General features: G+C 68.7%; 23 protein-coding genes and 1 tRNA gene. 22 read left to right on the top strand and 2 right to left on the bottom strand.

Translation table 11 applies throughout. The annotated features are described in order from the left end of the window. The first annotated feature begins 3 nt into the window (after positions 1 to 3). From purR to sigH, 19 genes are all read left to right on the top strand, one after another. On the top strand, positions 4 to 891 hold the full coding sequence (gene purR, locus N0A24_06120; GenBank protein MCS7172962.1) for a pur operon repressor: 888 nt from the start codon (positions 4 to 6) through the stop codon (positions 889 to 891). Between the two features lie 67 nt (positions 892 to 958). Further along, the gene (gene rplU, locus N0A24_06115; protein ID MCS7172961.1) at positions 959 to 1,273 is read left to right on the top strand and encodes a 50S ribosomal protein L21; all 315 of its coding nucleotides are present in this window, start codon (positions 959 to 961) and stop codon (positions 1,271 to 1,273) included. A 6-nt stretch (positions 1,274 to 1,279) separates the two neighbouring features. Beyond that, positions 1,280 to 1,543 (top strand): 50S ribosomal protein L27, encoded by a 264-nt coding sequence (gene rpmA, locus N0A24_06110; protein MCS7172960.1) that lies wholly within the window; start codon positions 1,280 to 1,282, stop codon positions 1,541 to 1,543. 106 nt (positions 1,544 to 1,649) lie between these two features. Continuing rightward, positions 1,650 to 2,711: a GTPase ObgE gene (obgE, locus tag N0A24_06105; GenBank protein ID MCS7172959.1), complete on the top strand. Its 1,062-nt coding sequence runs from the start codon at positions 1,650 to 1,652 to the stop codon at positions 2,709 to 2,711. Then, positions 2,712 to 3,338, top strand: coding sequence for a nicotinate-nucleotide adenylyltransferase (gene nadD / locus N0A24_06100; protein ID MCS7172958.1), 627 nt, complete (start codon positions 2,712 to 2,714; stop codon positions 3,336 to 3,338). Positions 3,339 to 3,343: 5 nt separating this feature from the next. Next, positions 3,344 to 3,697: a ribosome silencing factor gene (rsfS, locus tag N0A24_06095; protein MCS7172957.1), complete on the top strand. Its 354-nt coding sequence runs from the start codon at positions 3,344 to 3,346 to the stop codon at positions 3,695 to 3,697. A gap of 312 nt (positions 3,698 to 4,009) precedes the next feature. Beyond that, positions 4,010 to 4,822, top strand: a complete 813-nt coding sequence (gene proC / locus N0A24_06090) for a pyrroline-5-carboxylate reductase (protein MCS7172956.1) — start codon at positions 4,010 to 4,012, stop codon at positions 4,820 to 4,822. A gap of 1 nt (position 4,823) precedes the next feature. Next, positions 4,824 to 5,642, top strand: a complete 819-nt coding sequence (gene pheA, locus N0A24_06085; GenBank protein MCS7172955.1) for a prephenate dehydratase — start codon at positions 4,824 to 4,826, stop codon at positions 5,640 to 5,642. After that, positions 5,639 to 6,697: a threonine synthase gene (gene thrC, locus N0A24_06080; GenBank protein ID MCS7172954.1), complete on the top strand. Its 1,059-nt coding sequence runs from the start codon at positions 5,639 to 5,641 to the stop codon at positions 6,695 to 6,697. Before pheA ends, thrC begins: the two co-directional genes overlap by 4 nt. Then, positions 6,697 to 8,022 (top strand): homoserine dehydrogenase, encoded by a 1,326-nt coding sequence (locus tag N0A24_06075; protein MCS7172953.1) that lies wholly within the window; start codon positions 6,697 to 6,699, stop codon positions 8,020 to 8,022. The genes thrC and N0A24_06075 overlap by 1 nt, the downstream gene beginning before the upstream one ends. An 11-nt stretch (positions 8,023 to 8,033) precedes the next feature. Next, complete coding sequence (locus tag N0A24_06070) at positions 8,034 to 9,251, top strand: aspartate kinase (protein ID MCS7172952.1); 1,218 nt, start codon at positions 8,034 to 8,036, stop codon at positions 9,249 to 9,251. 160 nt (positions 9,252 to 9,411) lie between these two features. Continuing rightward, a complete protein-coding gene (radA, locus tag N0A24_06065) occupies positions 9,412 to 10,764 on the top strand; it encodes a DNA repair protein RadA (GenBank protein MCS7172951.1) in 1,353 nt (450 codons plus the stop codon). Positions 10,765 to 10,832: 68 nt separating this feature from the next. Continuing rightward, complete coding sequence (locus N0A24_06060) at positions 10,833 to 11,885, top strand: TRAM domain-containing protein (GenBank protein ID MCS7172950.1); 1,053 nt, start codon at positions 10,833 to 10,835, stop codon at positions 11,883 to 11,885. 10 nt (positions 11,886 to 11,895) lie between these two features. Beyond that, on the top strand, positions 11,896 to 12,585 hold the full coding sequence (gene ispD / locus N0A24_06055; protein ID MCS7172949.1) for a 2-C-methyl-D-erythritol 4-phosphate cytidylyltransferase: 690 nt from the start codon (positions 11,896 to 11,898) through the stop codon (positions 12,583 to 12,585). After that, positions 12,564 to 13,049, top strand: a complete 486-nt coding sequence (ispF, locus tag N0A24_06050) for a 2-C-methyl-D-erythritol 2,4-cyclodiphosphate synthase (GenBank protein ID MCS7172948.1) — start codon at positions 12,564 to 12,566, stop codon at positions 13,047 to 13,049. Before ispD ends, ispF begins: the two co-directional genes overlap by 22 nt. 17 nt (positions 13,050 to 13,066) lie before the next feature. Continuing rightward, positions 13,067 to 14,605 (top strand): cysteine--tRNA ligase, encoded by a 1,539-nt coding sequence (gene cysS, locus N0A24_06045; GenBank protein MCS7172947.1) that lies wholly within the window; start codon positions 13,067 to 13,069, stop codon positions 14,603 to 14,605. Beyond that, entirely contained in the window at positions 14,605 to 15,399 is a 795-nt protein-coding gene (gene rlmB / locus N0A24_06040; GenBank protein MCS7172946.1) for a 23S rRNA (guanosine(2251)-2'-O)-methyltransferase RlmB, read from the top strand. The genes cysS and rlmB overlap by 1 nt, the downstream gene beginning before the upstream one ends. 7 nt (positions 15,400 to 15,406) lie before the next feature. Further along, complete coding sequence (locus tag N0A24_06035) at positions 15,407 to 16,768, top strand: VanW family protein (GenBank protein MCS7172945.1); 1,362 nt, start codon at positions 15,407 to 15,409, stop codon at positions 16,766 to 16,768. 78 nt (positions 16,769 to 16,846) lie between these two features. Next, positions 16,847 to 17,488: an RNA polymerase sporulation sigma factor SigH gene (gene sigH / locus N0A24_06030; GenBank protein MCS7172944.1), complete on the top strand. Its 642-nt coding sequence runs from the start codon at positions 16,847 to 16,849 to the stop codon at positions 17,486 to 17,488. A gap of 147 nt (positions 17,489 to 17,635) precedes the next feature. Here sigH and moaA read toward each other — a convergent pair whose 3' ends face one another. Together moaA and N0A24_06020 are read right to left on the bottom strand one after the other, a co-directional pair. Continuing rightward, positions 17,636 to 18,613: a GTP 3',8-cyclase MoaA gene (gene moaA / locus N0A24_06025; GenBank protein ID MCS7172943.1), complete on the bottom strand. Its 978-nt coding sequence runs from the start codon at positions 18,611 to 18,613 to the stop codon at positions 17,636 to 17,638. A gap of 98 nt (positions 18,614 to 18,711) precedes the next feature. Then, positions 18,712 to 18,786 (bottom strand) — tRNA-Gly (locus tag N0A24_06020). A gap of 75 nt (positions 18,787 to 18,861) precedes the next feature. Between N0A24_06020 and N0A24_06015 the strand changes: the two genes are divergently transcribed. The 3 genes from N0A24_06015 to N0A24_06005 are packed head-to-tail and all read left to right on the top strand — an operon-like array spanning position 18,862 to position 22,072. Continuing rightward, complete coding sequence (locus N0A24_06015) at positions 18,862 to 20,088, top strand: glycosyltransferase family 4 protein (protein MCS7172942.1); 1,227 nt, start codon at positions 18,862 to 18,864, stop codon at positions 20,086 to 20,088. Between the two features lie 5 nt (positions 20,089 to 20,093). Then, on the top strand, positions 20,094 to 20,864 hold the full coding sequence (locus N0A24_06010) for an MBL fold metallo-hydrolase (protein MCS7172941.1): 771 nt from the start codon (positions 20,094 to 20,096) through the stop codon (positions 20,862 to 20,864). Then, positions 20,861 to 22,072 (top strand): glycosyltransferase, encoded by a 1,212-nt coding sequence (locus tag N0A24_06005; protein MCS7172940.1) that lies wholly within the window; start codon positions 20,861 to 20,863, stop codon positions 22,070 to 22,072. Before N0A24_06010 ends, N0A24_06005 begins: the two co-directional genes overlap by 4 nt. Position 22,073 lies beyond the last annotated feature (1 nt).

Raw genomic sequence — 22,073 nt, 5'->3', positions numbered from 1 at the left:
AAGATGCCCAGGGAAGCGGAGTTCCGACAGGCGATGGGCACCGTGCGGGAGCGCGCGGCGGGCTCCCCCCGCCTGCGCCGGGGAGAGCGCATGCTGTACGTCGCGCACCTGCTGCGCTCAGAGCCCTACAAGGTGCACTCCTTGAACGTGTTCATGCAGCTGCTGGGGGTGGCGAAGTCCACCGTCAGTGAGGACATCGCGGCCCTGCGGGTGGCTTTTCAACGGTTTGGGCTAGGTCGGATCGAGACCCTGGCGGGAGCCGCGGGAGGCGTGCGCTACGTTCCGGAACGGGATCCGCGCCGCATCCGGGTGGTCGCAGAGGAGCTGAGTGCCAAGCTGAGTACCCCGCACCGCCTGCTGCCCGGCGGATTCCTCTACACCACGGATCTCCTCTCCACACCCTCCATCGTGGAACAGGTGGGGGAGGCGTTCGCCACGTACTTCGGCGATCGTCGGCCCGATGTGGTCCTGACCATGGAGGTCAAGGGGATCCCCGTGGCTTTCATGACCGCCCGGGCCTTCAACGTCCCCCTCGTGACCATCCGACGGGCGGGTCGCGTCACGGAAGGTCCCGCGGTGACCGTGAACTACCTTTCCGGGTCGTCCCGAATGGTCCAGCAGATGAGTCTTCCCCTCCGGGCTATCCGGGAGGGCCAACGGGTCCTGTTCGTGGACGACTTCCTACGGGGAGGTGGGACGGTTCGGGGGATGTACGACCTCATGCGGGAGTTCCGGGCGGAGGTGGTCGGGGTAGGGGTGTTCATCGCCTCCCGGGAACCGCGGGAGAAGCTGGTGGAGGATTACTTTGCCCTCCTGGTGTTCGAGGGCACGGACGAGCGAGGCGGACCGGTGGTCCGACCAAGCGACGCGGTGCTCGCCCTCCCCGCCTGACCCCGACGGTTGCAGGGAACTGGCCCCCCTGCTACAATCGGCCCGGTCGAGGTGAGGAGGCGTCGCGGTGTACGCGGTGATCGAGTCCGGTGGTAAGCAGATCCGGGTCCGTGAAGGGGAGGTGGTCCGCCTGGAGAAGCTGGGCGGACGGGAAGGGGATGAAGTGATTCTGGACCGGGTGCTGCTGGTCTCCCAGGGGGAGACGGTGGTGGGGATCCCCTTCGTAGAGGGGGCCCGGGTGGTAGGCCGGATCGTAGAGCAGGGCAGGTTTCCCAAGATCCTCGTGTTCAAGTTCAAGCCTAAGGTCCGGTACCGCCGTCGGCTCGGACACCGTCAGCCGTATACCGCGGTGCGCATCGAGCGCATCGAGTGTGGGAGGTGAGGGAGTATGGCGCAGAAGAAAGCGGGCGGGAGCAGCCGGAACGGCCGCGACAGCCCAGGACAGCGTCTGGGTGTGAAGCGGTTCGCAGGGCAGTACGTGACCGCGGGGAGCATCCTCGTGCGCCAGCGGGGAACCCGGTTCTGGCCCGGCCGGAACGTCGGCGTCGGGCGGGATGATACCCTGTTTGCCCTCGTGGACGGGGTGGTGGTCTTCGAACCCAGAGGTCGGGACCGCCGCCAGATCAGCGTTCTTCCCGTTTCCCCCGCATGAGGTCTGGGGCCTGCAGGGATTGGAGGAGGCCCGGGGTATTCCCGGGCCTTTCGCTTCCGAGGAAGTCTGGCGTGCTTTTCCCCGTTGCAGGGGAAGGGGATCCTAAATGTTCCTCGACCAGGCGCGCATTTTCGTAAGGGCGGGAGACGGCGGGGCGGGCTGCGTGAGCTTCCGCCGGGAGAAGTACGTGCCCAAGGGTGGCCCCGACGGGGGGGATGGGGGCAAGGGAGGGGACGTGATCCTGCGGGCGGATGAGGGCCTTCACACCCTGGTGGACTTCCGGTACCGCCGGGTCTTCCGGGCAAAGCGGGGCGAGCACGGGCAGGGAGGGAACAGGACCGGCAGGTCTGCCCCAGACCTTATCATCCCTGTTCCCCCGGGGACGGTGGTGCGCGATGCCCGCACGGGCGAGGTGCTCGCGGACCTTGTGCGTCACGGCCAGGAAGTGGTGGTGGCCCGGGGGGGGCGCGGGGGGCGCGGCAACGCCCGTTTCGTCACCCCCACCCGTCGGGCACCCCGGTTCGCGGAGCCGGGGGAGAAGGGGGAGGAGCGGGTGCTGGACCTCGAGCTGCGGGTCCTGGCGGACGTGGGGTTTGTGGGCTTCCCCAATGCGGGCAAGTCCACGCTCCTCGCCCGCATCTCCGCGGCCAGACCCAAGATCGCGGACTACCCCTTCACCACCCTTCATCCCCACCTGGGGGTGGTCCGGATCAGGGAGGGCGCCAGCTTCGTGGCCGCGGATCTCCCCGGTCTCATCAAGGGGGCGCATCGGGGGGCGGGACTAGGCCATCAGTTCCTCCGCCATGTCTTGCGCACCCGCCTCCTGCTGTTCGTCCTGGACCTGGCCGCGGAGGACCCCCTGGGCGCCTACGAGGTGCTGCGGGCGGAGCTGCGGGCCTACGATTCCAGGCTCGAAGAGCGGCCGTGTGCGGTGGCCCTGAACAAAATCGACCTCCCGGAGGCCCGGGGACGGCTGGAGCAGGCCCGGGCGGCGTTCGCGGAGCGGGGAATTCCCGCCTATCCCATCTCCGCCCTCACGGGCGAGGGGATTCCGCTCCTGCTGCAGGCCCTGTATGCCCAGCTCCGGAAGATCCGGAGGGAGGAGGAATCCGGGGCCTCCAGCGGGAACGCTCCCCCGGGACCGCAGAGGGCAGTCCTAGGAGGGTAGATGGCGCGGTACGGGATCATGGGGGGGACCTTTGATCCCATCCATCTGGGGCACTTGGTGACCGCGGAGGAGGCCCGGTTCCAGCTCCGGCTGGATCTCGTGATCTTTGTCCCCAACCGCTGCCCACCCCACAAGGACCCCTCCGAGGTGACGGACCCCGAACACCGCTACCTCATGGTGGTCCTCGCCACCGCCACGCACCCGCACTTCTGCGTCTCCCGGGAGGAGATCGATCGGCCCGGGCCCTCATACACGGTGGATACCGTCCGGGCCTTCCGGCACCGTTACCCGCACGACGAGCTGTACTACATCACAGGCGCGGACGCCATCGGGCAGATCCTGCGGGGAGAGTGGCATCGGACCGAGGAGCTGCTGCGCATGTGCGAGTTCATCGGGGCCTCTAGGCCCGGCTATAGCATCGATACGGAGGTGTGGCAGTCCAGCGACATCGCCCGGGAGTACCGGCACCGGATTCACCTCCTGGAGATCCCGGCCCTCGCCATCTCCTCCACGGAGATCCGCAGGCGGGTTCGGGAGGGCCGCACCATCCGGTACCTGGTACCGGAGGGAGTGGAGCAGTACATCCTCAAGCACGGACTCTACAGCCGGACCGAGAGGAGGGGATAGGCGGGTTGGACGCACGGGAGCGCGCATTGCTTGCCGCGCACGCGGCGGAGGAGCATAGGGCGGAGGCGGTAGCGGTACTGGATCTGCGGGGGCAGACCCTCGTCGCGGACTACTTCGTCATCTGCACGGGCCAGACCGCGGTGCAGATCCGGGCCATCACGGAGGCGGTGGAGGAAGCCATGCGGGCCGCGGGTGCGCGCCTGCGGCATCGGGAGGGCACGGAGCACGCCCGCTGGGTGCTGCTGGACTACGGGGACGTGGTGGTGCACATCTTCGGACCCGAGGAGCGGAAGTACTACCGGCTCGAGCGCCTGTGGGGGGAGGCCCGGGTGGTGCGGTTCGGGGTCCCCTCCGCCTGACCGCGTTGACGGGTGATGCGGAAGCGTGCTACTGAGTTCGTAAACTCGGCGAGGAAGGGGAAAACGGGGGAAGCCGGGCCGAACAGAGAGCAGTGCCCTGATGGCTGGGAGGTACTGTTGGAATCCGTTCCCCTGACCCGCCCCGGAGCCACGGGCGAGAAAAGTCCTCCTGAGGGGGCCAGAAGACCGTCGAGGCGCGCCCGATACCGCGCGGAGAGGGCCGGGACGGAACGTGGTCTCGGAACCAAGGTGGTACCGCGGAGGCGCCTCCGCCCTTGAGGGCGGAGGCGCGTTTTGTTGAGGAGGCAGAGGATGCTGGAACGCTACACCCTCGGGTTTGTGGGCGCCGGCAACATGGCGGAGGCACTCCTCGTGGGTCTGTTGGGTACGGAGCGCGTGTCCCCGGAGCGTGTCTGGGTGGCGAACCGATCCAACCGGGAACGGCTGCATGCCCTGGCGGCCCGCTATGGGGTCCGCACGGCACGGACCCACGCCGAGCTGTGTGCCCGTGCAGATGTGCTGGTGCTGGCCGTAAAGCCCAAGGATGCCCCAGAAGCCCTCCAGGAGCTGGCGGAGTACGTAGCTCCCCGTCACGTGCTGATCTCCGTGGTAACCGGTCTTACCCTCCAGACCCTGGAACACGCCTTTCCAGGTGTTCCCGTGGTGCGGACCATGCCCAACACCCCCACCGCCATCCGCCAGGGGGTTACGGCCTTTACCCTAGGGCGCTGCGCGGGGGAGGAGGAGGCGCGCCTCACCCGGGAGCTGTTCGGCGCGGTGGGGAAGGTGGTGGAAGTGCCGGAGGACCTCATGGACGCGGTTACCGGGCTTTCCGGGAGCGGTCCCGCGTACGTCTTCTTCCTCGTGGAGAGCCTCATCGAGGGCGGAATCCGGGCGGGGTTGGATCCCCAGATCGCCCGGGACCTCGTGATTCAGACCGTATTCGGGGCCGCCTGTATGCTCCGGGATACGGGGGAAGACCCCGTGGAGCTGCGCCGACGGGTCACCTCCCCCGGAGGGACCACCATGGCCGGGGTGGGTGCGTTGGAGGAGCGGGGCGTCCGGGGTGCGGTGGTGGAGGCGGTTCAGCGGGCCGTCCGGCGGGCCCAGGAGCTGCGGAGGTAAGATGCGAAGGGTGGCCTTCCAGGGAGAAGCGGGCGCCTACAGCGAGGAAGCGGCCCTTCGGCATTTCGGGCAGGTCGAGACCGTACCCCGCCGTACCCTGCAGGAGGTCTTTGAGAGCGTGGCAGGCGGGGCGTGCGAGGCTGGGATCGTGCCCGTGGAGAACTCGGAGGCGGGCAGCATCAACGAGACCTACGACCTCCTCCTGGAGTTCCACGACCGGCTCGTCATCACGGGGGAGATTTCCCTCCGCATCGCGCACTGCCTGCTGGGGGTGCCCGGTGCGCGCCTCGAGGGGATCCGCAGGGTCTACAGCCACCCGCAGGCCCTGGCGCAGTGCGAAGCCTTCCTGCGGAAATTAGGGGTCGAGCCCATCCCCACCTACGATACCGCGGGCTCCGCCCGGCTGGTGGCCGCCCGGGGGGAGGTAGAGGAGGCCGCCATCGCGAGCCGCAGGGCCGCGGAACTGTACGGGCTTTGCGTCCTCGCGGAGGATATCCACAACAACCCCCTCAACACCACCCGCTTCCTCAGCATCGCCCCAGAACCCGCGCCTCGCCGGGATCCCAGCAAAACCTCCGTGGTGTTCGCCACGGAGCACCGGCCTGGAGCCCTCTACCGGGCCCTGGGAGCGCTCGCGGGGGAGGAATTGAATCTCACGAAGCTGGAGTCCCGGCCAGCCCGGGGGGCGGTGTGGGAGTACGTTTTCTACGTGGACTTCGAGGGACATGTGGACGATCCGCGGGTGCAGCGGGCCCTGCAGCGTCTGGAGGAGCACTGCCGGTGGGCGATCGTTCTGGGATCGTATCCCGCTTCCCCATGAGGTCTTGGCCAGGGATCCTCGTGGCCTTTCGAGATCGGCTCCCCATCACGGACCGGACTCCCCCCCTCACCCTCCTGGAGGGCAACACTCCCCTCATCCCCTCCACCGCCATTGGTCCCGCGCTCCGCGTCGAACTGTACTTCAAGTGGGAAGGCGCGAACCCCACCGGTTCCTTCAAGGACCGAGGTATGGTGGTGGCGGTGGCCAAAGCCGTGGAGGCGGGGGCGCGAGGGGTCATCTGTGCCTCCACGGGGAACACCGCGGCGAGCGCGGCCGCGTATGCGGCCCGGGCGGGGGTGCGGTGCGTGGTGCTGCTTCCGAAAGGCGCGGTGGCGGGCGGGAAGCTGGCGCAAGCCCGGATGCACGGAGCCCGGGTCGCCCTCCTCCCGGGCGGATTTGACGTGGCGTTACGGCTCGTACGGGCCTGTGCGGAGAAGCTGCCGCTCGCGGTGGTGAACTCCATCAACCCCCACCGCCTGGAGGGACAGAAGACCGCGGCCTTCGAGATCCTCCAGGCGCTGGGAGGGCCGCCGGACATCGTGGCCCTCCCCGTGGGCAATGCGGGCAACATCACCGCCTACTGGCGTGGGTTCTGTGAGGCTCGGGTAGAACCGAGGCCCGCCATGTGGGGATTTCAGGCGGAGGGGGCCGCGCCCCTCGTCCTGGGGCATCCCGTGGAGCGTCCCAGGACCGTGGCAAGCGCCATCCGCATCGGGAACCCCGCCTCCTGGCAGGGAGCCCTGGGAGCGGTGCGGGAGTCCGGAGGACGTCTTGCCGCGGTCAGCGATGAGGAGATCCTTCAGGCCCAGCGATGGCTGGCCGCGGAGGAAGGCCTCTTCGTGGAGCCCGCCTCCGCAGCGGCCGTGGCAGGACTCCTGCGGGCGGCCCGGGAGGGGATTCTGCGGCCGGGGAGCGTGGTGGTAGCGGTGCTCACGGGGCACGGGCTAAAGGACCCGGAGGCCGCGGAACGATCTCCGAGGCCGGTCCCCATCGAGCCCACGGTGGAGGCCGTGGCCTCCCTCCTGGAGCAGGCGGGTTCCGAAGCCCGTGGTTGATGAACCCTGTGGATCACGGATCTTGCGGAGAACCGGTACAATCTCCCAAGATGCTGCGCATCGGGTTACTGGGTCTGGGGAATGTAGGAAGCGCCGTGGTCCGAAACCTGCAGACCGCGGGGGCGGACCTGGCGCGGCGGGCCGGCATGCCGCTCATGCTTCGCCGGGTGGCGGTGGCGCATCTGGACCGGCCGCGTCCGGTCTCCATCGAGCGGGATCTGCTGACGGATGATGCCTGGTCGGTGGTGCGGGACCCAGAGGCGGATGTGGTGGTGGAGCTCATCGGGGGAATCGAGCCCGCCTGTAGCTACGTGCTGGAGGCCCTGCGTTTGGGGAAATCCGTGGTCACCGCCAACAAGCAGCTCCTGGCGAACCGGGGTCGGGAGCTCATGGAGGCCGCGGAGGCGAGCGGGGTGGACCTCCTCTTCGAGGGCAGCGTGGGAGGGGGCATCCCCATCGTGCGCACCATCAAGGAATCCCTGGCGGGCGACCGTGTCACGGAGATCGTGGGCATCCTCAACGGCACCACGAACTACATCCTCACCCGCATGGGGGAGGAGGGATTGAGTTTCGCGGAAGCCCTCAGCGAAGCCCAGCGGTTGGGATTTGCGGAGAGCGACCCCACGGAGGATATCGAGGGACACGACGCCGCGGCAAAGCTCGCCATCCTGGCCTCCGCGGCCTTCAACAGCCGGGTGGTGCGCAGCGACGTGCACTGTGAAGGGATCTCCACCATTACCCAGCGGGAAGTGGCGTACACCCGACAGCTGGGCTACGCCCTGAAGCTCATCGCGCACGCCCGCGACCGCGAGGGGCGCATCGAGGCCGCCGTCTACCCTGCCCTCCTGCCCTCCGGACATCCCCTGGCTTCCGTGCGGTACGAGTTCAACGGGGTGTGGCTGCGGGCGGAGGCGGCGGGAGAGCTGTTGTTGGCAGGTCGAGGGGCTGGTGGAGACCCCACGGCGTCCGCGGTGCTCTCGGACCTCGTAGCCGTGGCCCGGAACCGGCGGATGAGGGCCCACGGCCGCGTGCCATGCACCTGCTTCTACGACAAGCCCGTGGTCCCGAGGGGGGAGCAGGTTACCAGCGCGTGCCTGGTGCTGCGGGTGGTGGATCGGCCCGGGGTGTTCGCCCGCATCGCGGCCGTCTTCGGCGAGGAGCAGGTGAGCCTGCACTCCATCGTACAGCAGAGCCGCGGGGAGGAGGCAGACGTGCTGCTGCGAACGCACCCCGCCCCGGAGCGGGCCCTGCGGGCGGTGCTGGCGCGTCTGCACACCATGGAGGTGGTCCGGGGCAGCAGCCCCCTACTTCGGGTCATCGGGTGACGGAGGAAGAGGTGGCTCTCATCGTCCAGAAGTACGGCGGGACCTCCGTGGCGACTCCGGAACGCATGCGACACGTGGCACGCCGGATCGTCCGCACCCGGCGGGCAGGGAATCAGGTGGTGGTGGTGGTGTCCGCGCCGGGAGACACTACCGACGAGCTGCTGGCACGGGCCCACGAGATGGCGGAGCGCCCCGCGCCCCGGGAGCTCGATATGCTCCTGGCAGTGGGCGAGCAGATCTCCGTGGCGCTGCTGGCCATGGCCCTGCACGCGGAGGGGGAGGCGGCCACCTCGCTGCTGGGCTGGCAGGTGCGCATCCTCACGGAGCCCGTGCACACCCGGGCCCGGATCCTGGAGGTGGAGCGCGGACGGCTGCTGGACGAGCTGAGTCGGGGCCGTATCCCGGTGGTGGCGGGCTTCCAGGGCGTGACGGCTTCGGGGGAACTCACCACCCTGGGCCGAGGAGGGTCGGACACCACCGCGGTGGCCATCGCGGCGGCCTTGGGGGCCGATGTGTGCGAAATCTACACGGATGTATCCGGGGTCTACACCGCGGACCCACGTCTCGTGCCAGAGGCCTGCAAGCTGCGGTACTTGACCTACGACGAGATGCTGGAGATGGCCAGCAGCGGCGCGGTGGTGCTCCAGACCCGGGCCGCGGAGTACGCGAAGCTCCACCGGGTGCGGCTGCACGTGCGGAGCACCTTTGAGGAGGAAGAAGGGACCCTCATCGGGGAGGAAGCCATGGAACCCGTGCGGGTGGTGAATGCGGTCACCCATGACCTCAACGTGTGCAAGATCACAGTCCAGGACCTGCCGGATGTCCCCGGGGTAGCACACCGGCTCTTCAGCGTGCTGGCGGAGGCCCACATCAACGTAGACATGATCGTGCAGACCGCAAGCCGGGGGGGGCGGGCGGATATCTCCTTCACCGTGAGCCGCCAGGATGCCCGAACCGCCCTGGAAGCCGCGGAGCAGGTAGCCCGGGAACTGGGCGCCACGCGGGTGGAGGGGGAGGAGGGCGTGGCCAAGGTATCCGTGGTGGGAGCGGGAATGGTCAGCAACCCCGGGGTGGCGGCCACCATGTTCGGAGCGCTCGCGGCGGAGCAGATCAACATCCAGATGATCAGTACCTCCGAGATCAAGATCTCCTGCGTGATTGACGCCGCGAGCGTCCCCCGGGCCGTACGGGCCCTGCACCGGGCCTTCAACCTGGAGGAGCTCCCGTAGGTATCCGCATCGGAGCACCTCCCACCACCTTCCCGCCACCCCGGCCCGCGAGGGGGGCTCTGCCCCCGTGCAGGAACGCGCCGCCTCCGTACCGTTTGCCCTGGCGTACCCCAAGCGGTTGATCCCGGCGACCCCCCGATGGTAGCATGGTTGCAAACAAATGTTCGCAAAGGAGTCGGATGTGGGAGTCCGGTACGTCTGCCAGGCCTGCGGGTTTGCCTCCGGGAAGTGGCTGGGCCGGTGCCCCGGGTGTGAGGGGTGGGGCACCCTGGTGGAGGAGCCGGACTTGCCGCGCCGCCCATGGGCGGCGCGCGCCGCGGAGCCCATCGCACTCCCGGACGTTCGGCCGCTCCCGGAGACCCGGCTCGTGACGGGGATCGGGGAGCTGGACCGGGTGCTAGGAGGCGGGATTGTGCCCGGCTCCTTGGTGTTGGTCGGGGGGGATCCCGGAATCGGGAAGAGCACCTTGGCGCTCATGATGGCGCAGCGGCTGGCCGTGCACGGTCGCACGGTGCTGTACGTCTCGGGCGAGGAATCCGTGCAGCAGACGAAGATGCGCGCGGACCGCATCGGAGCGGACTCGCGGGGGATCCTGCTGCTGGCGGAGACGGAGTTGGAAACGGTGCTGGAGGTAGCCCGCCGCCTCCGGCCCGCGCTCCTGGTGGTGGACAGCATCCAGACCGTCTACCGGCGGGAACTGGGAAGCGCTCCGGGGAGCGTGGGGCAGGTACGGGAGTGCGCCGCGGCCCTGTTGCAGCTCGCGAAGACGGAGGGAATTGCAGTACTGCTGATAGGGCACGTCACGAAGGAGGGAACCCTCGCGGGCCCCCGGGTGCTGGAGCACACGGTGGATACGGTGCTGTACTTCGAGGGCGAACGGCACCAGGCATACCGCATTCTGCGGGCACAGAAGAACCGGTTCGGCTCCACCAACGAGATCGGGGTCTTCGAGATGCACCCGGAGGGACTGCGGGAGGTCCCCAATCCCTCCACCGTCTTTCTCGGAGACCGACCGCCGGACGCGGCGGGAACCGCGGTGGTGTGCGTGCTGGAGGGAACCCGGCCGCTCCTCGTGGAGGTGCAAGCCCTCGTGAGTTCCACGGTGTTCGGCACTCCTCGCCGGGCGACCTCAGGGCTCGACCACAATCGACTGCTCCTGTTGTTGGCGGTGCTGGAGAAGCGAGCGGGGTTTCACCTCGGGGGGTGCGACGTGTACGTGAACGCCGCGGGCGGCGTCCGCGTGGAGGAACCCGCGGTGGACCTCGGAGTGCTGCTGGCCGTGGCCTCCTCCTACCGGGACCGACCTCTGGACCCGCACACCGTTTTCTGCGGCGAGGTGGGACTCGGCGGCGAGATCCGAGGAATTCCGCAGCTTGGCCGTCGCCTCCTGGAGGCGGCGAAGCTGGGGTTCCGGCGTATGGTGGTGCCCCGCGCGGGCTCCGTGACCGGGGGGGATCCCGGCATCGAGGTTGTGACCGTGGGGACCGTGGAGGAGGCCCTGGGACTCCTCTAGCCCTCCCCCGTGGCACCTCCCGTTCGTGGAACACTATACTGGCTTGGAACATGGCATCGGTGGAGGTAGTGGCACGCATTACCCGGACCGGGGGAGCCCTGCTGGGGGCCGCGGTGGGCTTCCAGGCCGTGCAGGCCCTCCTCCCCCTGGTGGGAGCCGGTTGGAACGGCTGGCATCGGTTCGGCGTCCAGCTGCTGGGAGGGGTGGTGGGTGCCGCGGTGGGGGCCGCCGTGGCCCAGCCCCTGTGGCGGCGGTTCGTCCGGGCCATGACCGGGGTGCTCGCCTGGCTCCACCGCATGCCCGTGCGGGAGTTGACGGTGGGGTTGGTGGGCCTGAGTGCGGGGCTGCTGCTCGCCACCCCCATCGGGTATCTGCTCTCCGGAATCCCCGTGATTGGAGGATACCTGCGGTTGGCGGCCCTTCTGGTGCTCGGGTATCTCGGGTGGCACTTCGCGCAGCTGCGGCGGGAAGAGCTCATCACCCTGTGGGAGCGGTCCACGAGGCGCCGGGGGACCGCCAAGATCCTCGATACCAGCGCCATCATTGATGGCCGCATCGCGGACGTGGTGCGCGCGGGGTTCCTGGAGGGACCCATTCTCGTGCCTCGCTCCGTACTGCGGGAGCTGCAGGCCATCGCGGACTCCCCGGATCCCCTGCGCCGGAACCGGGGCCGGCGAGGTCTGGAGATCCTGGGGCGGCTCCAGGCGGAGCTGCAGGCGGTCCAGGTGGTGGAGGATGAGGGTCCGGGGGAGGTGGACGAGCGGCTTGTGCGACTCGCGAAGGCCCACCGGGCTGGAATCGTGACCACGGACTTCAACCTGGGCAGGATCGCGGAACTGCAGGGGGTGCGGGTGCTGAACGTGAACGATCTCAGCAACGCCCTGCGGCCCGTGGTGCTGCCCGGGGAGGAGCTCACGGTGCACCTGGTGCGGGAAGGAAGGGAACCGGGGCAGGGCGTGGGGTACCTGGAGGACGGAACCATGATCGTCGTGGAGGGGGGCAAGCGGTGGATCGGTACGACCTCCGAGGTGGTGGTCACCAGCGTGCTCCAGACCTCCGCGGGCCGCATGATCTTCGCCCGTCCCAAGCAGGAGGAGGACCTGCGGCGGAGTACGGGGTAGGGGAGGGGCGGTGCGCGTGGGAGCCATCATCGCCGCCGCAGGTCGGGGGAACCGCCTGGGAATGGAGGAGCCGAAGCCCCTGGTGATGCTGGCAGGTCTTCCCCTCGCGGTCCGGGCCGTGCTTCCCTTCCAGCGCTGTCCATGTGTGACGGAGGTGGTGGTGGTAGCTCCGGAGGGAGGCTTGGAGGCCATGCGCACGTGGATCCAGCGGTGCGGCCTCTCCAAGGTACACACGGTGGTGGCGGGGGGCGCGCAACGCCAGGATTCCGTCCACCGGGGCCTGGAGGCGCTGCGGGACACCGAGGTGGTGCTGGTGCACGACGGGGCAAGGCCGCTTGTGGAGGAAGCGCTCATCGAGCGGGTGATCTGGGCCGCGGCGGAGTACGGGGCCGCGGTACCGGCTCTCCCCGTACACGACACCCTCAAACGCGTGCGGGGAGGGCTCGTGGAGCAGACCGTGGACCGCACGGAGATCTGGACCGTGCAGACGCCCCAGGGCTTTCGGGCAGAGCTCCTGCGGGCCGCCCACGCCCGGGCCCGGCAGGAAGGATTCTACGGGACGGACGACGCGGTGCTGGTGGAGCGCCTCGGGTATCCGGTCCGCGTGGTTCCGGGCAGCGTCCGAAACCTGAAGATCACCACGCGGGAGGACCTGTGGGTGGCGGAGGCGTTGCTTCGGTGGCACGAGGGATTCGGATAGGGATCGGGGTGGACATACATCCCCTGGAAGCCGGACGCCGGCTCGTGCTCGGAGGGGTGGAGATCCCCTCCGAGCGGGGGCTGGCGGGGTGGAGCGACGGGGACGTGCTCGTGCACGCCATCATGGACGCGGTCCTAGGAGCTTTGGGTCTTCCGGACATCGGCACCCACTTTCCCCCGGGAGACGAGCGGTACCGAGACGCCCGCAGCCTGGACCTGCTGCAGGAGGTTCGGGAGTGGGTGGAGGCGCGGGACTACCGGGTGGCCCAGGTCTCTACGGTGATCATGGCGGAGGCCCCCCGGCTCCGGCCGTACGTGGCCCGCATGCGTGCCCACCTAGCGGAGGCGCTCGACCTAGCGGTGGAGGACGTGGGAATTCAGGTCACCACCGCGGAGGGACTGGGGGCGGTGGGGCAGGGAGAAGGGATCCAGGCTTTCGCGGTGGTACTGCTGGAGCCACTCTGACCGCGGAGGAGGGAACCGTGGCCTTGCACGTGACCAACACCATGACCCGCCGCAAGGAGCGGTTTAAGCCGATGGACCCTCCGGAGGTGCGCATGTACGTCTGCGGGGTGAACCTCTACGGTCCCGCACACGTGGGACATGCCCTCAGCTACGTCTTCTTCGACGTAGTACGCCGGCACCTGGAGTGGTCTGGATACCGCGTGCGCCACGTCCAGAACTTCACGGATGTGGAGGATCGTATCATCGCCCGGGCCCGAGAGGAGGGACGGACCGTCGGGGAGATCGCGGAGGAGTACATCGTGCGGTTCCACCGGGAGATGGACCGGCTCAACGTGCTTCGGGCCCACCACTACCCCCGCGCCACCCAGACCATCCCGAGGATCCTGGAGATCATCCAGGGCCTGCTGGAGAGGGGCTTCGCGTATGTGGTGGACGGGGACGTGTACTACCGGGTCCGGGCCTTTCCGGAGTATGGCAGGCTCTCGGGCCGGCGGCTCGAGGAGATGCTGGCGGGTGCCCGGGTGGCGGTGGATCCCCGGAAGGAGCATCCCATGGACTTCGCCCTCTGGACCCGCGCGAAACCCGGGGAGCCCTCCTGGTCGAGCCCGTGGGGAGAGGGACTGCCCGGATGGCACATCGAGTGCTCCGCGATGGTGCTAGAGCACCTGGGGCCCCAGATCGACATCCACGGTGGCGGAGAGGACGTCATCTTCCCCCATCATGAGAACGAGATCGCCCAGAGCGAGGCCTATACGGGCCGCAGGCCCTTCGTGCGGTACTGGCTCCACAATGCCCTCCTGCGCCCGGGGGAGAGCGAGGAGAAGATGACCCGCCACCTGGGCAATGTGGTCACCATCGAGGAGGCCCTGCGGCGCTACACCCCGGACGGGCTGCGCCTGTTCTTCCTGAGCAGCCACTACCGCAGCCCCCTCACGTGGAAGGAGCAAGCGGTGGAAGCCGCGGACCGCGGGGCCCTGCGGCTGCGCAATGCGCTTGAGGCCGTGGAGGTCGTCCTGCGGCGTACGCGGCCGAGCGGTCGGGATTCCCCCGCGGCCGTGATCCTTCGGGAGCGGGCGGATCGGGCGCGGGAGGCTTTCCGCGCGGCCCTGGACGACGATTTCGATACCCCTCGGGCCATCGCGGAGCTCCATGCGCTCGCCGCGGAGATCAACCGACTCACGGACGGACTGAGCAAGCGGCTCCCGGAAGTGGGCATCCCCGAGGATGCCGCGGACGCCCTGTCGCACGCACGGGACGTGCTCCAGGAGCTTGCCTCCGTACTGGGCCTGCGGCTTGCAGGCCGGGTTTCCCTGGAACGGCTCGGGGAGGATCTGCGACGGCTCCTCTCGGAGGAGGAGGTCCTGCGGGACGTGGATGGGGAAGGGGGTGCGGAGGAGGTGCTGGAGCGTATCCTGGAGGTCCGGCAGCGGGCCAGGGAGCGGCGCGATTTCGCCGTGGCAGACCGGATCCGCCAGCGCCTCGCGGAGATCGGGGTGGTGGTGGAGGACTTCCCGGGCGGAAGCCGCTGGCGACTCCGGGATCGCGCGGAGGAGTGATGTCGGCTGGCAAGGCGGCTGTACAGCTGGAAGGGCGGAATCCGGTTCTGGAGGCCCTGCGGGCGGGAAAGCCGCTCCGGAAGATCCAGATCTCCCGTACCGCCCGCCTCAGCGGGAGCGTGGCCCGTATCGTGGCGGAAGCCCGGTCCCGCGGGATCCCTGTGCAGTTCGTGGATCCCCGCCACCTGGACGCCCTCTCTCAGACAGGCACGCACCAGGGAGTCATAGCCTTCGCCCACGTCGTGCCCCCCATGGCGCTCGAGGACCTCTTGGACCGGGCGTGCGCGCAGGGCCAGGCCTTCCTCGTCCTCCTGGACTCCGTTCAGGATCCCCGCAACCTCGGGGCCATCCTCCGGACCGCGGAAGCTGCGGGCGCGCATGGTGCGGTGATCCCCAAGCACCGATCCGTGGGCCTAACCCCTGCGGTGGCAAAGGCCTCTGCGGGCGCGGTGGCATATCTCCCCGTGGCCGTGGTCCCCAATCTCCCGCGGGCGGTGGAGGCGTGTAAAGACTGGGGAATCTCCGTAGTGGCCGCCCACCTGGAAGGGGATCCCTACGACCAGGTGGATCTGCGTCCACCCATTGCCCTGGTGGTCGGAGGGGAGGGCACGGGCGTGAGCCGGCTCGTGCGGGAGCGGTGCGACCGGCTGGTGTGCATCCCCATGTATGGCAGGGTCTCCTCCTTGAACGCTTCGGTGGCTGCGGGCATCCTGCTCTACGAAGTGGTCCGGAGCCTGCGGCGTGCCGGGGCGCTCCCGCAGGCCCCCTGCCGGGGGGAAAACGCCAGAGGGTGAGCGGGCGGTGCGGGCGCGGTGGGGTGCCGTGATCCTGCTCGCGGTCACGGGGGCCATCCCCGTGGCCTACGCGGCGCAGGAACTTCAGTTCGCGGGCCGCATCCTTCCCGGTGTGTGGGTGCAAGACGTGCCCGTGGGCGGGAAGGCCGTGGGAGAGGCGAGGATGCTGCTGCGGAACCGGACGGACGCCCGGTTCCGCCGTCCCCTCTCCGTGCGTGTCTCCCCTCCGGGGCAGATCTGGATGTGGCGGCGGACTCCGCAGGAGCTCGGGTTCACCCCCGACCTTGCCTCTGTACTGCGGGAAGCGTACGCCGTGGGGCGCACCGGCAGCCTCATGGACCGGATGCAGGCTCGCTGGCGGTTGTGGCGCAGGCCCGTGGTGCTCCGAATCCCGATCCGGAGGCAGCCAGAACGGCTGGAAGCCTTCCTCCGCGAAGCCGCGCGCGCGGTCTACAGATCCCCCCGGGACGCCCGGTTCTGGGTGGATGACCAGGGGGTTCGGATCCTCCCCAGCCAAGATGGCGTTGCCCTGGACGAGGCCGCGGCGCGGCAACGGTTGGTCCGGGCGGTGGTCGAGGGCCGGGATGTGGTGGATCTTCCGCTTCGGGTGATCCGGCCGCGTCTGACCACGGAGGGAGCCGCGGCTTTGGGGATCCGGGAGGTGGTGGCGGAGTTCCGCACCCGGATCACCCCAGACCCGGATCGCACCCACAACATCCTCCTCACCGCGCGGCTGCTTCGGGGCCGCCTGCTGCGTACCGGAGAGGTCTTCTCCTTCAATGCGGTCGTAGGGCCCCGCACCCCGGCCCGGAGCTTCCGGCCCGCGCCGGTGATCCTCAACGACGAGTTCGTCCCCGGGGACGGTGGCGGCGTCTGCCAAGTATCCAGCACCCTCTTCAACGCGGCCCTCCTGGCAGGGCTCACCATCCTCAGCCGCACCAACCACAGCATTCCCGTGGGGTACCTCCCCATCGGCCGGGATGCCACCGTGGTCTACGGATCGGTGGACCTGGTCTTCCGGAACGACGACCCGCCGCTCCTACTTTGGGCGGAGGTGCGGAACGGGGAGCTGCGAGTTCGGTTTTACGGCCGCAGGCCCCCCGATCGGCAGGTCGAGATCCTCGTTACGGATGTGGTGCGCCTTCCCCCGCCCGAGGGATGGGTAGTGCGGGCGGATCCGGAGCTTCCGGAGGGCGTGGTGAAGGTCCTGCCGCCGAGACCTGGCTTCCGAGCCACCACCTGGCGCGTCGTGCGGGAAGGGGGCAGGGTGGTGCGGCGGGAGGTGGTGGCCCGCTCCTTCTACCGCCCCATCCCGGCTACGGTGAAGATGGGCGTCCGATCCCTCGCCCGGGCGCCGCGTTCACCTTGACCCTTCCCATCGAGGCTCCCTATAATGACAGCGGCCCGAAGCCAATCGCTCGAGCAGTCCGAATCCGTGGAGGCGCGTGTGGCGGTTGCCCGAAAGGAAGCCACTTCATCCTGCTATACGGAGATGCTCGATGAGGATCTGGTGGAGGCGGCGAAACGGGGGGATGATCGGGCTTCAGAATACCTGATCAACAAGTACCGGAACTTCGTCCGCGTGAAGGCCAAGGCCTACTTCCTGGTAGGGGCTGACCGGGAAGATATCATCCAGGAAGGGATGATTGGGCTTTACAAGGCCATCCGGGATTTTCGGCGCGACAAGCTCAGCTCTTTCCGGGCTTTTGCGGAACTGTGCATCACCCGCCAGATCATCACCGCCATCAAAACCGCAACCCGCCAGAAGCACATCCCGCTCAACTCCTACATCTCCCTCAACAAGCCCATCTACGACGAGGACTCGGATCGCACGCTCCTCGACGTGATCAGCGGCATGAAGGTGGCGGACCCTGAGGAGCTGGTCATCAATCGGGAGACCTCCGCCCGGATGCGGGACAGGATCCGGCGTAACCTCAGCGAGCTGGAGCATCAGGTCCTCACCGCGTACCTGGAGGGCAAGTCCTATCAGGAGATGGCCGCGGAACTGCGGCGGCATGTGAAGTCCATCGACAACGCCCTCCAGCGGGTGAAGCGCAAGCTGGAGAAGAACCTGGAGCAGGACGACTAGCTTGGTGCGCATCCCCTGCCCCCACTGCGGCGCACCCATCCTCCGTACGACCCCCACAGAAGAAGGCGAGCAGGTGCGGTGTCCTCGCTGCGGGCACGTTTTCGAGCCTCCGGAGGAGGAGTGGGTGGATCCGGAGGATGCCTGAGCTCAGCCCCCGATCTGGGTCATGACCCGCTGCTGGGGGTACATGCGCTCCGCCAGGGCGTGGCCGAAGGGACGGCGGTAGGCGGCGGCCCGGAAGATCTCCCGCAGCTCCTCGTACGTGGCGCCGCGGCGCAGGGGAGTCAGCAGATCCACCTCGTCGTCCCGTAAAAGACAGAGCCGCAGCTTGCCGTCCGGCGTGAGCCGCAGCCGTCCGCACTTGCTGCAGAAGGGTTGGCTTACGGGACTGATGAACCCGAGGGTTCCTGCCGCGCCGGGAATTCGGTAGGTGCGGGCCGGATCTTCCCCAGACAGGTCCAGGGGTTCGAGCGGTCCGAAGGCGGCCTCGATGCGGGCCATGGTCTCCTCGCTGGGCACAACCCCCGCCAGGGCCAGATCTGCCACCTCCCCGAAGGGCATGACCTCGATGAACCGGACCTCCCATGCGTGGTTCAGGGTGAGCGCGGCGAGGTCTGTGACCTCCTCGTCGTTGAAGGATCGCACCACCACCGTGTTCACCTTGATGGGGTGGAGCCCCGCCTCCTCCGCGGCCCGGATGCCTTCCAGGACGTCCCGGAGTCGCCCTCCCCGGGTGATGCGGGCGAAGGTCTGGGGGTTGAGGGTATCCAGGCTCACGTTCACCCTCCGGAGCCCCGCGCGGGCTAGAGGCCCCGCGAGGCTGCGCAGCCGCACGCCGTTCGTGGTCATGGCCACGTCCCGGATGCCCGGGATCTCCGCAATCCCCCGTACGATGTCCAGAAGATCCGGTCGCACCGTAGGCTCCCCGCCCGTGAGCCGGACCTTGACCACTCCCAGCTCCGCCGCGATGCGGGTGAGGGTGAGGATCTCGTCTACCCGCATCAGGCCTTCCCGGGGGAGGAACGGGATCCCTTCCTCCGGCATGCAGTACACACAGCGAAGGTTACAGCGGTCCGTGAGGGAGATCCTCAGATCCTGGATGGGGCGTCCGTACTGATCCAGCATCCACGGCTCCGCGACGGGTCACCGGGACGATTCTAAACCAATCCAATCAAGAATTCCACCCGACGGCGACAGCATCCGGAGCCCTCGAAAGGCCTGCCTGGAGCGGGCGACGGGATTCGAACCCGCGGCCTTCGGCTTGGGGGGCCGACGCTCTACCCCTGAGCTACACCCGCCCGCCTAGCCCTCATTGTAGCAGATCTCAGCAAGTCCGGGGGATTTTGCCCCCAGGGGGTGGAATTCTATCCGGGATGGAGATCGTCCTCCTCCATTACACGGCCCCGCCGGTGGTGGGCGGAGTGGAAGGCGTGCTCGCGGAGCAAGCCCGCTTGCTCCGGGCCGCGGGGTACCGGGTCCGGATCCTCACGGGTCGGGGGGGAAAGGAGGAAGGGCATACCCTGTTGCCGCTCCTCTACGGCCGCCACCCCGAGATTCAGGCCGCACACCGGGCCATGGAGCGGGGAGATCCGCGGCCCTTTGAGCGGGTGCGGGACCGGATCGTGCAGGACCTTACCGCGTACGTTCAGAACTGCCTCCTTCTCGTGCACAACGTGTTCACCCTAGATAAAAACCTCCCCCTCACCGCGGCCCTGCACCGTCTCCTGGACCGCTTCCCGTGGGCTCGGATGGTGGCGTGGACTCACGACCTCAGCTGGGCGGATCCTGCGGTGGCCTCTCGGATGCGGCCGGAATACCCCTGGAGCCTACTGCGGACGCCGCGGCCGGAGATCACCTATGTGGCCGTCAGCGAGGCGGTGCGGGATCTCCTGATCCGAGTCCTCGGGGTGGAGCCCGAGAAGGTACCGGTGATCCCACCGGGGGTTTCCCTGGAGTCCTTGCATCCCCTACAGCCACGGACCCGGACGCTCCTGGAGCGGCTGCGGATCCCGGATCGGTTCCCCGTCCTCCTCACGCCCGTACGGGTCACCCGGCGCAAGAACCTGGAACTCGCGGTGCGCATCACCGCGGCCATCCGGGATGCGGGCGCTGCTCCGCTCCTGGTAGTCACGGGACCTCCCGGAGCCCACACCGCCGCCAACCGGAGCTACCTCGGGGAGCTGGCTGCGCTGCGGGACACACTCGGCCTGAGGGCGCACTGCGTGTTCCTTGCAGAACTTGGGGTGCGGTGTACTGCCCGCATGGTTGGCGACCTCTACCTGATGGCGGATGCGGTGCTCCTCACGAGCGTCCAGGAAGGGTTCGGGCTCCCGGTGGCGGAGGCGGGACTGATGCGTGTGCCGGTCTTCTGCACCGCGATTCCGGCCCTGCAGGAGGTGGCAGGCCCTCACGTGCGGTTCTTCCCTCCCCAGGACTCGCCGGAGGAGATCGCCCGGGAAATCCTCAGGGACCTCGCCCAGAACCCGCAGAGTGCACTGCGTCGGAGGATCCTCGAGCGCTTTACCTGGGATCGCGTCTTCCACGAGAGGATGCAGCCGCTGCTGGATCGACTCCTGCACCCCGCGGCGGCAGGGAGGTAGGTCGAATGCGGGTGTATGTCCTGGCAAGCGGCAGCACAGCAAACGCGGTGCTGGTGGAGGGGGGATCCACGCGGGTACTGGTGGACGCGGGACTTCCCGCCCGGGCCATCCGCCGGTGGCTGGCACGGTTCGGGATCGCCCCCGCACGGCTGGACGCGGTTCTCCTCACCCACGAGCACGACGATCATACCCGGGGCGCCGCGTCCGTGGCCCGGGCTATGGGAACCGTGGTCCTTGCGAACGAGCGAACCCTGCGGGCCTGCCCTGACTTGCGGGCAGGACACGAACGGTTCGAGAACCTACGGCCTTTCCGGATCGGGGAGCTGCTGGTGGAGGCGGTCCCCGTCTCGCACGACGCCGCGGATCCCGTGGCTTTCGTCATCGAGGGGGAGGGAAGGCGGGTGGTGATCGCTACGGACCTAGGCAGGGCCGATGAGGCCTTCGTGGAGCGGGCCATGGGCGCGGACCTGGTGCTCCTGGAGGCGAACTACGACCCGCGGCTGCTGGGGGTAAGTCCATACCCCGCCGCGGTGAAACGGCGGCTCATGAGCCCCCGGGGCCACCTGAGCAACGACGCGGCCGCGCGCCTGAGCGTGCGGCTCCACACGGGAAAACCTCAGCGGGTGGTCCTCGTGCACCTCAGCGAGGTCAACAACCTCGCCCCCCTTGCCCGGGACATCGTGATCACGGCCCTGCACCGGGAGGGCATCGACCAGGTGGCGGTGGAAACCGTCCGGCCCAATACAGGGGGCGCGTGGTGGAGGGTAGGGGAATGAGCCGAGCGCTTTCGGAAATGGCCCGGGGCGAACTCCTGCGCGTCGGGCAAGCGGACCTCCTCATCGGCATTCCCAGCCACCACAACGCCTCCACCATCCGCTACGTGGTGGAAGCAGCCGCGGAGGGCGCCCGAGGGTCGTTCCCGGGTCTTCGCATCGTGATCCTCAACGTCGACGGAGGATCCACGGATGGCACCCCGCAGCTGGCTTTGAGCGCCCGGGTTCCGGAGGGCGTCGCGGTGCTCACCACGCCGTACGAGGGTCCCCCGGGAAAGGGGAGCGCGGTGCGGGCCGTTTTCGAGGCTGCCCGCCTTCTGGGCGCCCGGGCCTGCGCCACCCTGGATGCGGACCTTCGGTCCATCGCACCGTGGTGGATGGAGCGGCTGCTTGCGCCCGTGGTCCGGGGCGAGGCGGAGTACGTGGCGCCGTACTACGTGCGGCACAAGTACGACGGCACCATCACCAACCACCTAGCCTACCCTATGACGAGGGCCCTGTACGGTGTGCGCGTACGCCAGCCCATCGGTGGAGACTTCGCCTTCTCCGGAGAATTCGCGGCACGGGCGCTGCAGGCACCCGTTTGGGAGGGGGACGTGGCGCGGTTCGGGGTGGACATCTGGATGACCACCACCGCCCTCAACGGAGGCTACCGGGTGGTCCAGGCGCATCTTGGCGTAAAATTGCACGATCCCCGGGATCCGGCCGCGCACCTCGGTCCCATGTTCCGCCAGGTGGTGGGAACCCTCTTCAACCTGATGGAGACGTACACGGATCGGTGGCGGCGGATCGTGGGCAGTGTGCCTGCCCCTCTGGTAGGCGAACCCGTGGAGGTAGAGCCCGAGCCGGTTCCCGTGAACCGCGCAGCCCTCGTGGAAGGATTCCGGAGCGGGTTCTCCCGCTTCGGGGAGATGTGGCGGGAGGTGCTGGGACCGGAGGAGTTCGCGACGCTGGCCTCCCGCATGGAGGTTTCGGAACTCCCGGATCCCCTCTGGGCGCGGATCTGCTATGCCTTTGCCGTGGCCTTCCACCGGATGAAGGCCGGTGAACTCCTGGAAGCCCTGGTTCCCCTGTACTTTGGCCGGGTGGCAGCCTTCGTGCAGGAGACGGAGGGGATGACCACGCGGGAAGCGGAGACGGTGGTGGAGCGGCAGGCGGAGGCCTTCGAGGTGCACAAGCCGTATCTGCTGGCGCTGTGGAACCGGGCGTAGG

The organism is Armatimonadota bacterium (genome assembly GCA_025059775.1).
Lineage (GTDB): Bacteria > Sysuimicrobiota > Sysuimicrobiia > Sysuimicrobiales > Sysuimicrobiaceae > Sysuimicrobium.
This window is presented reverse-complemented; position numbering and strand designations above follow the sequence as displayed.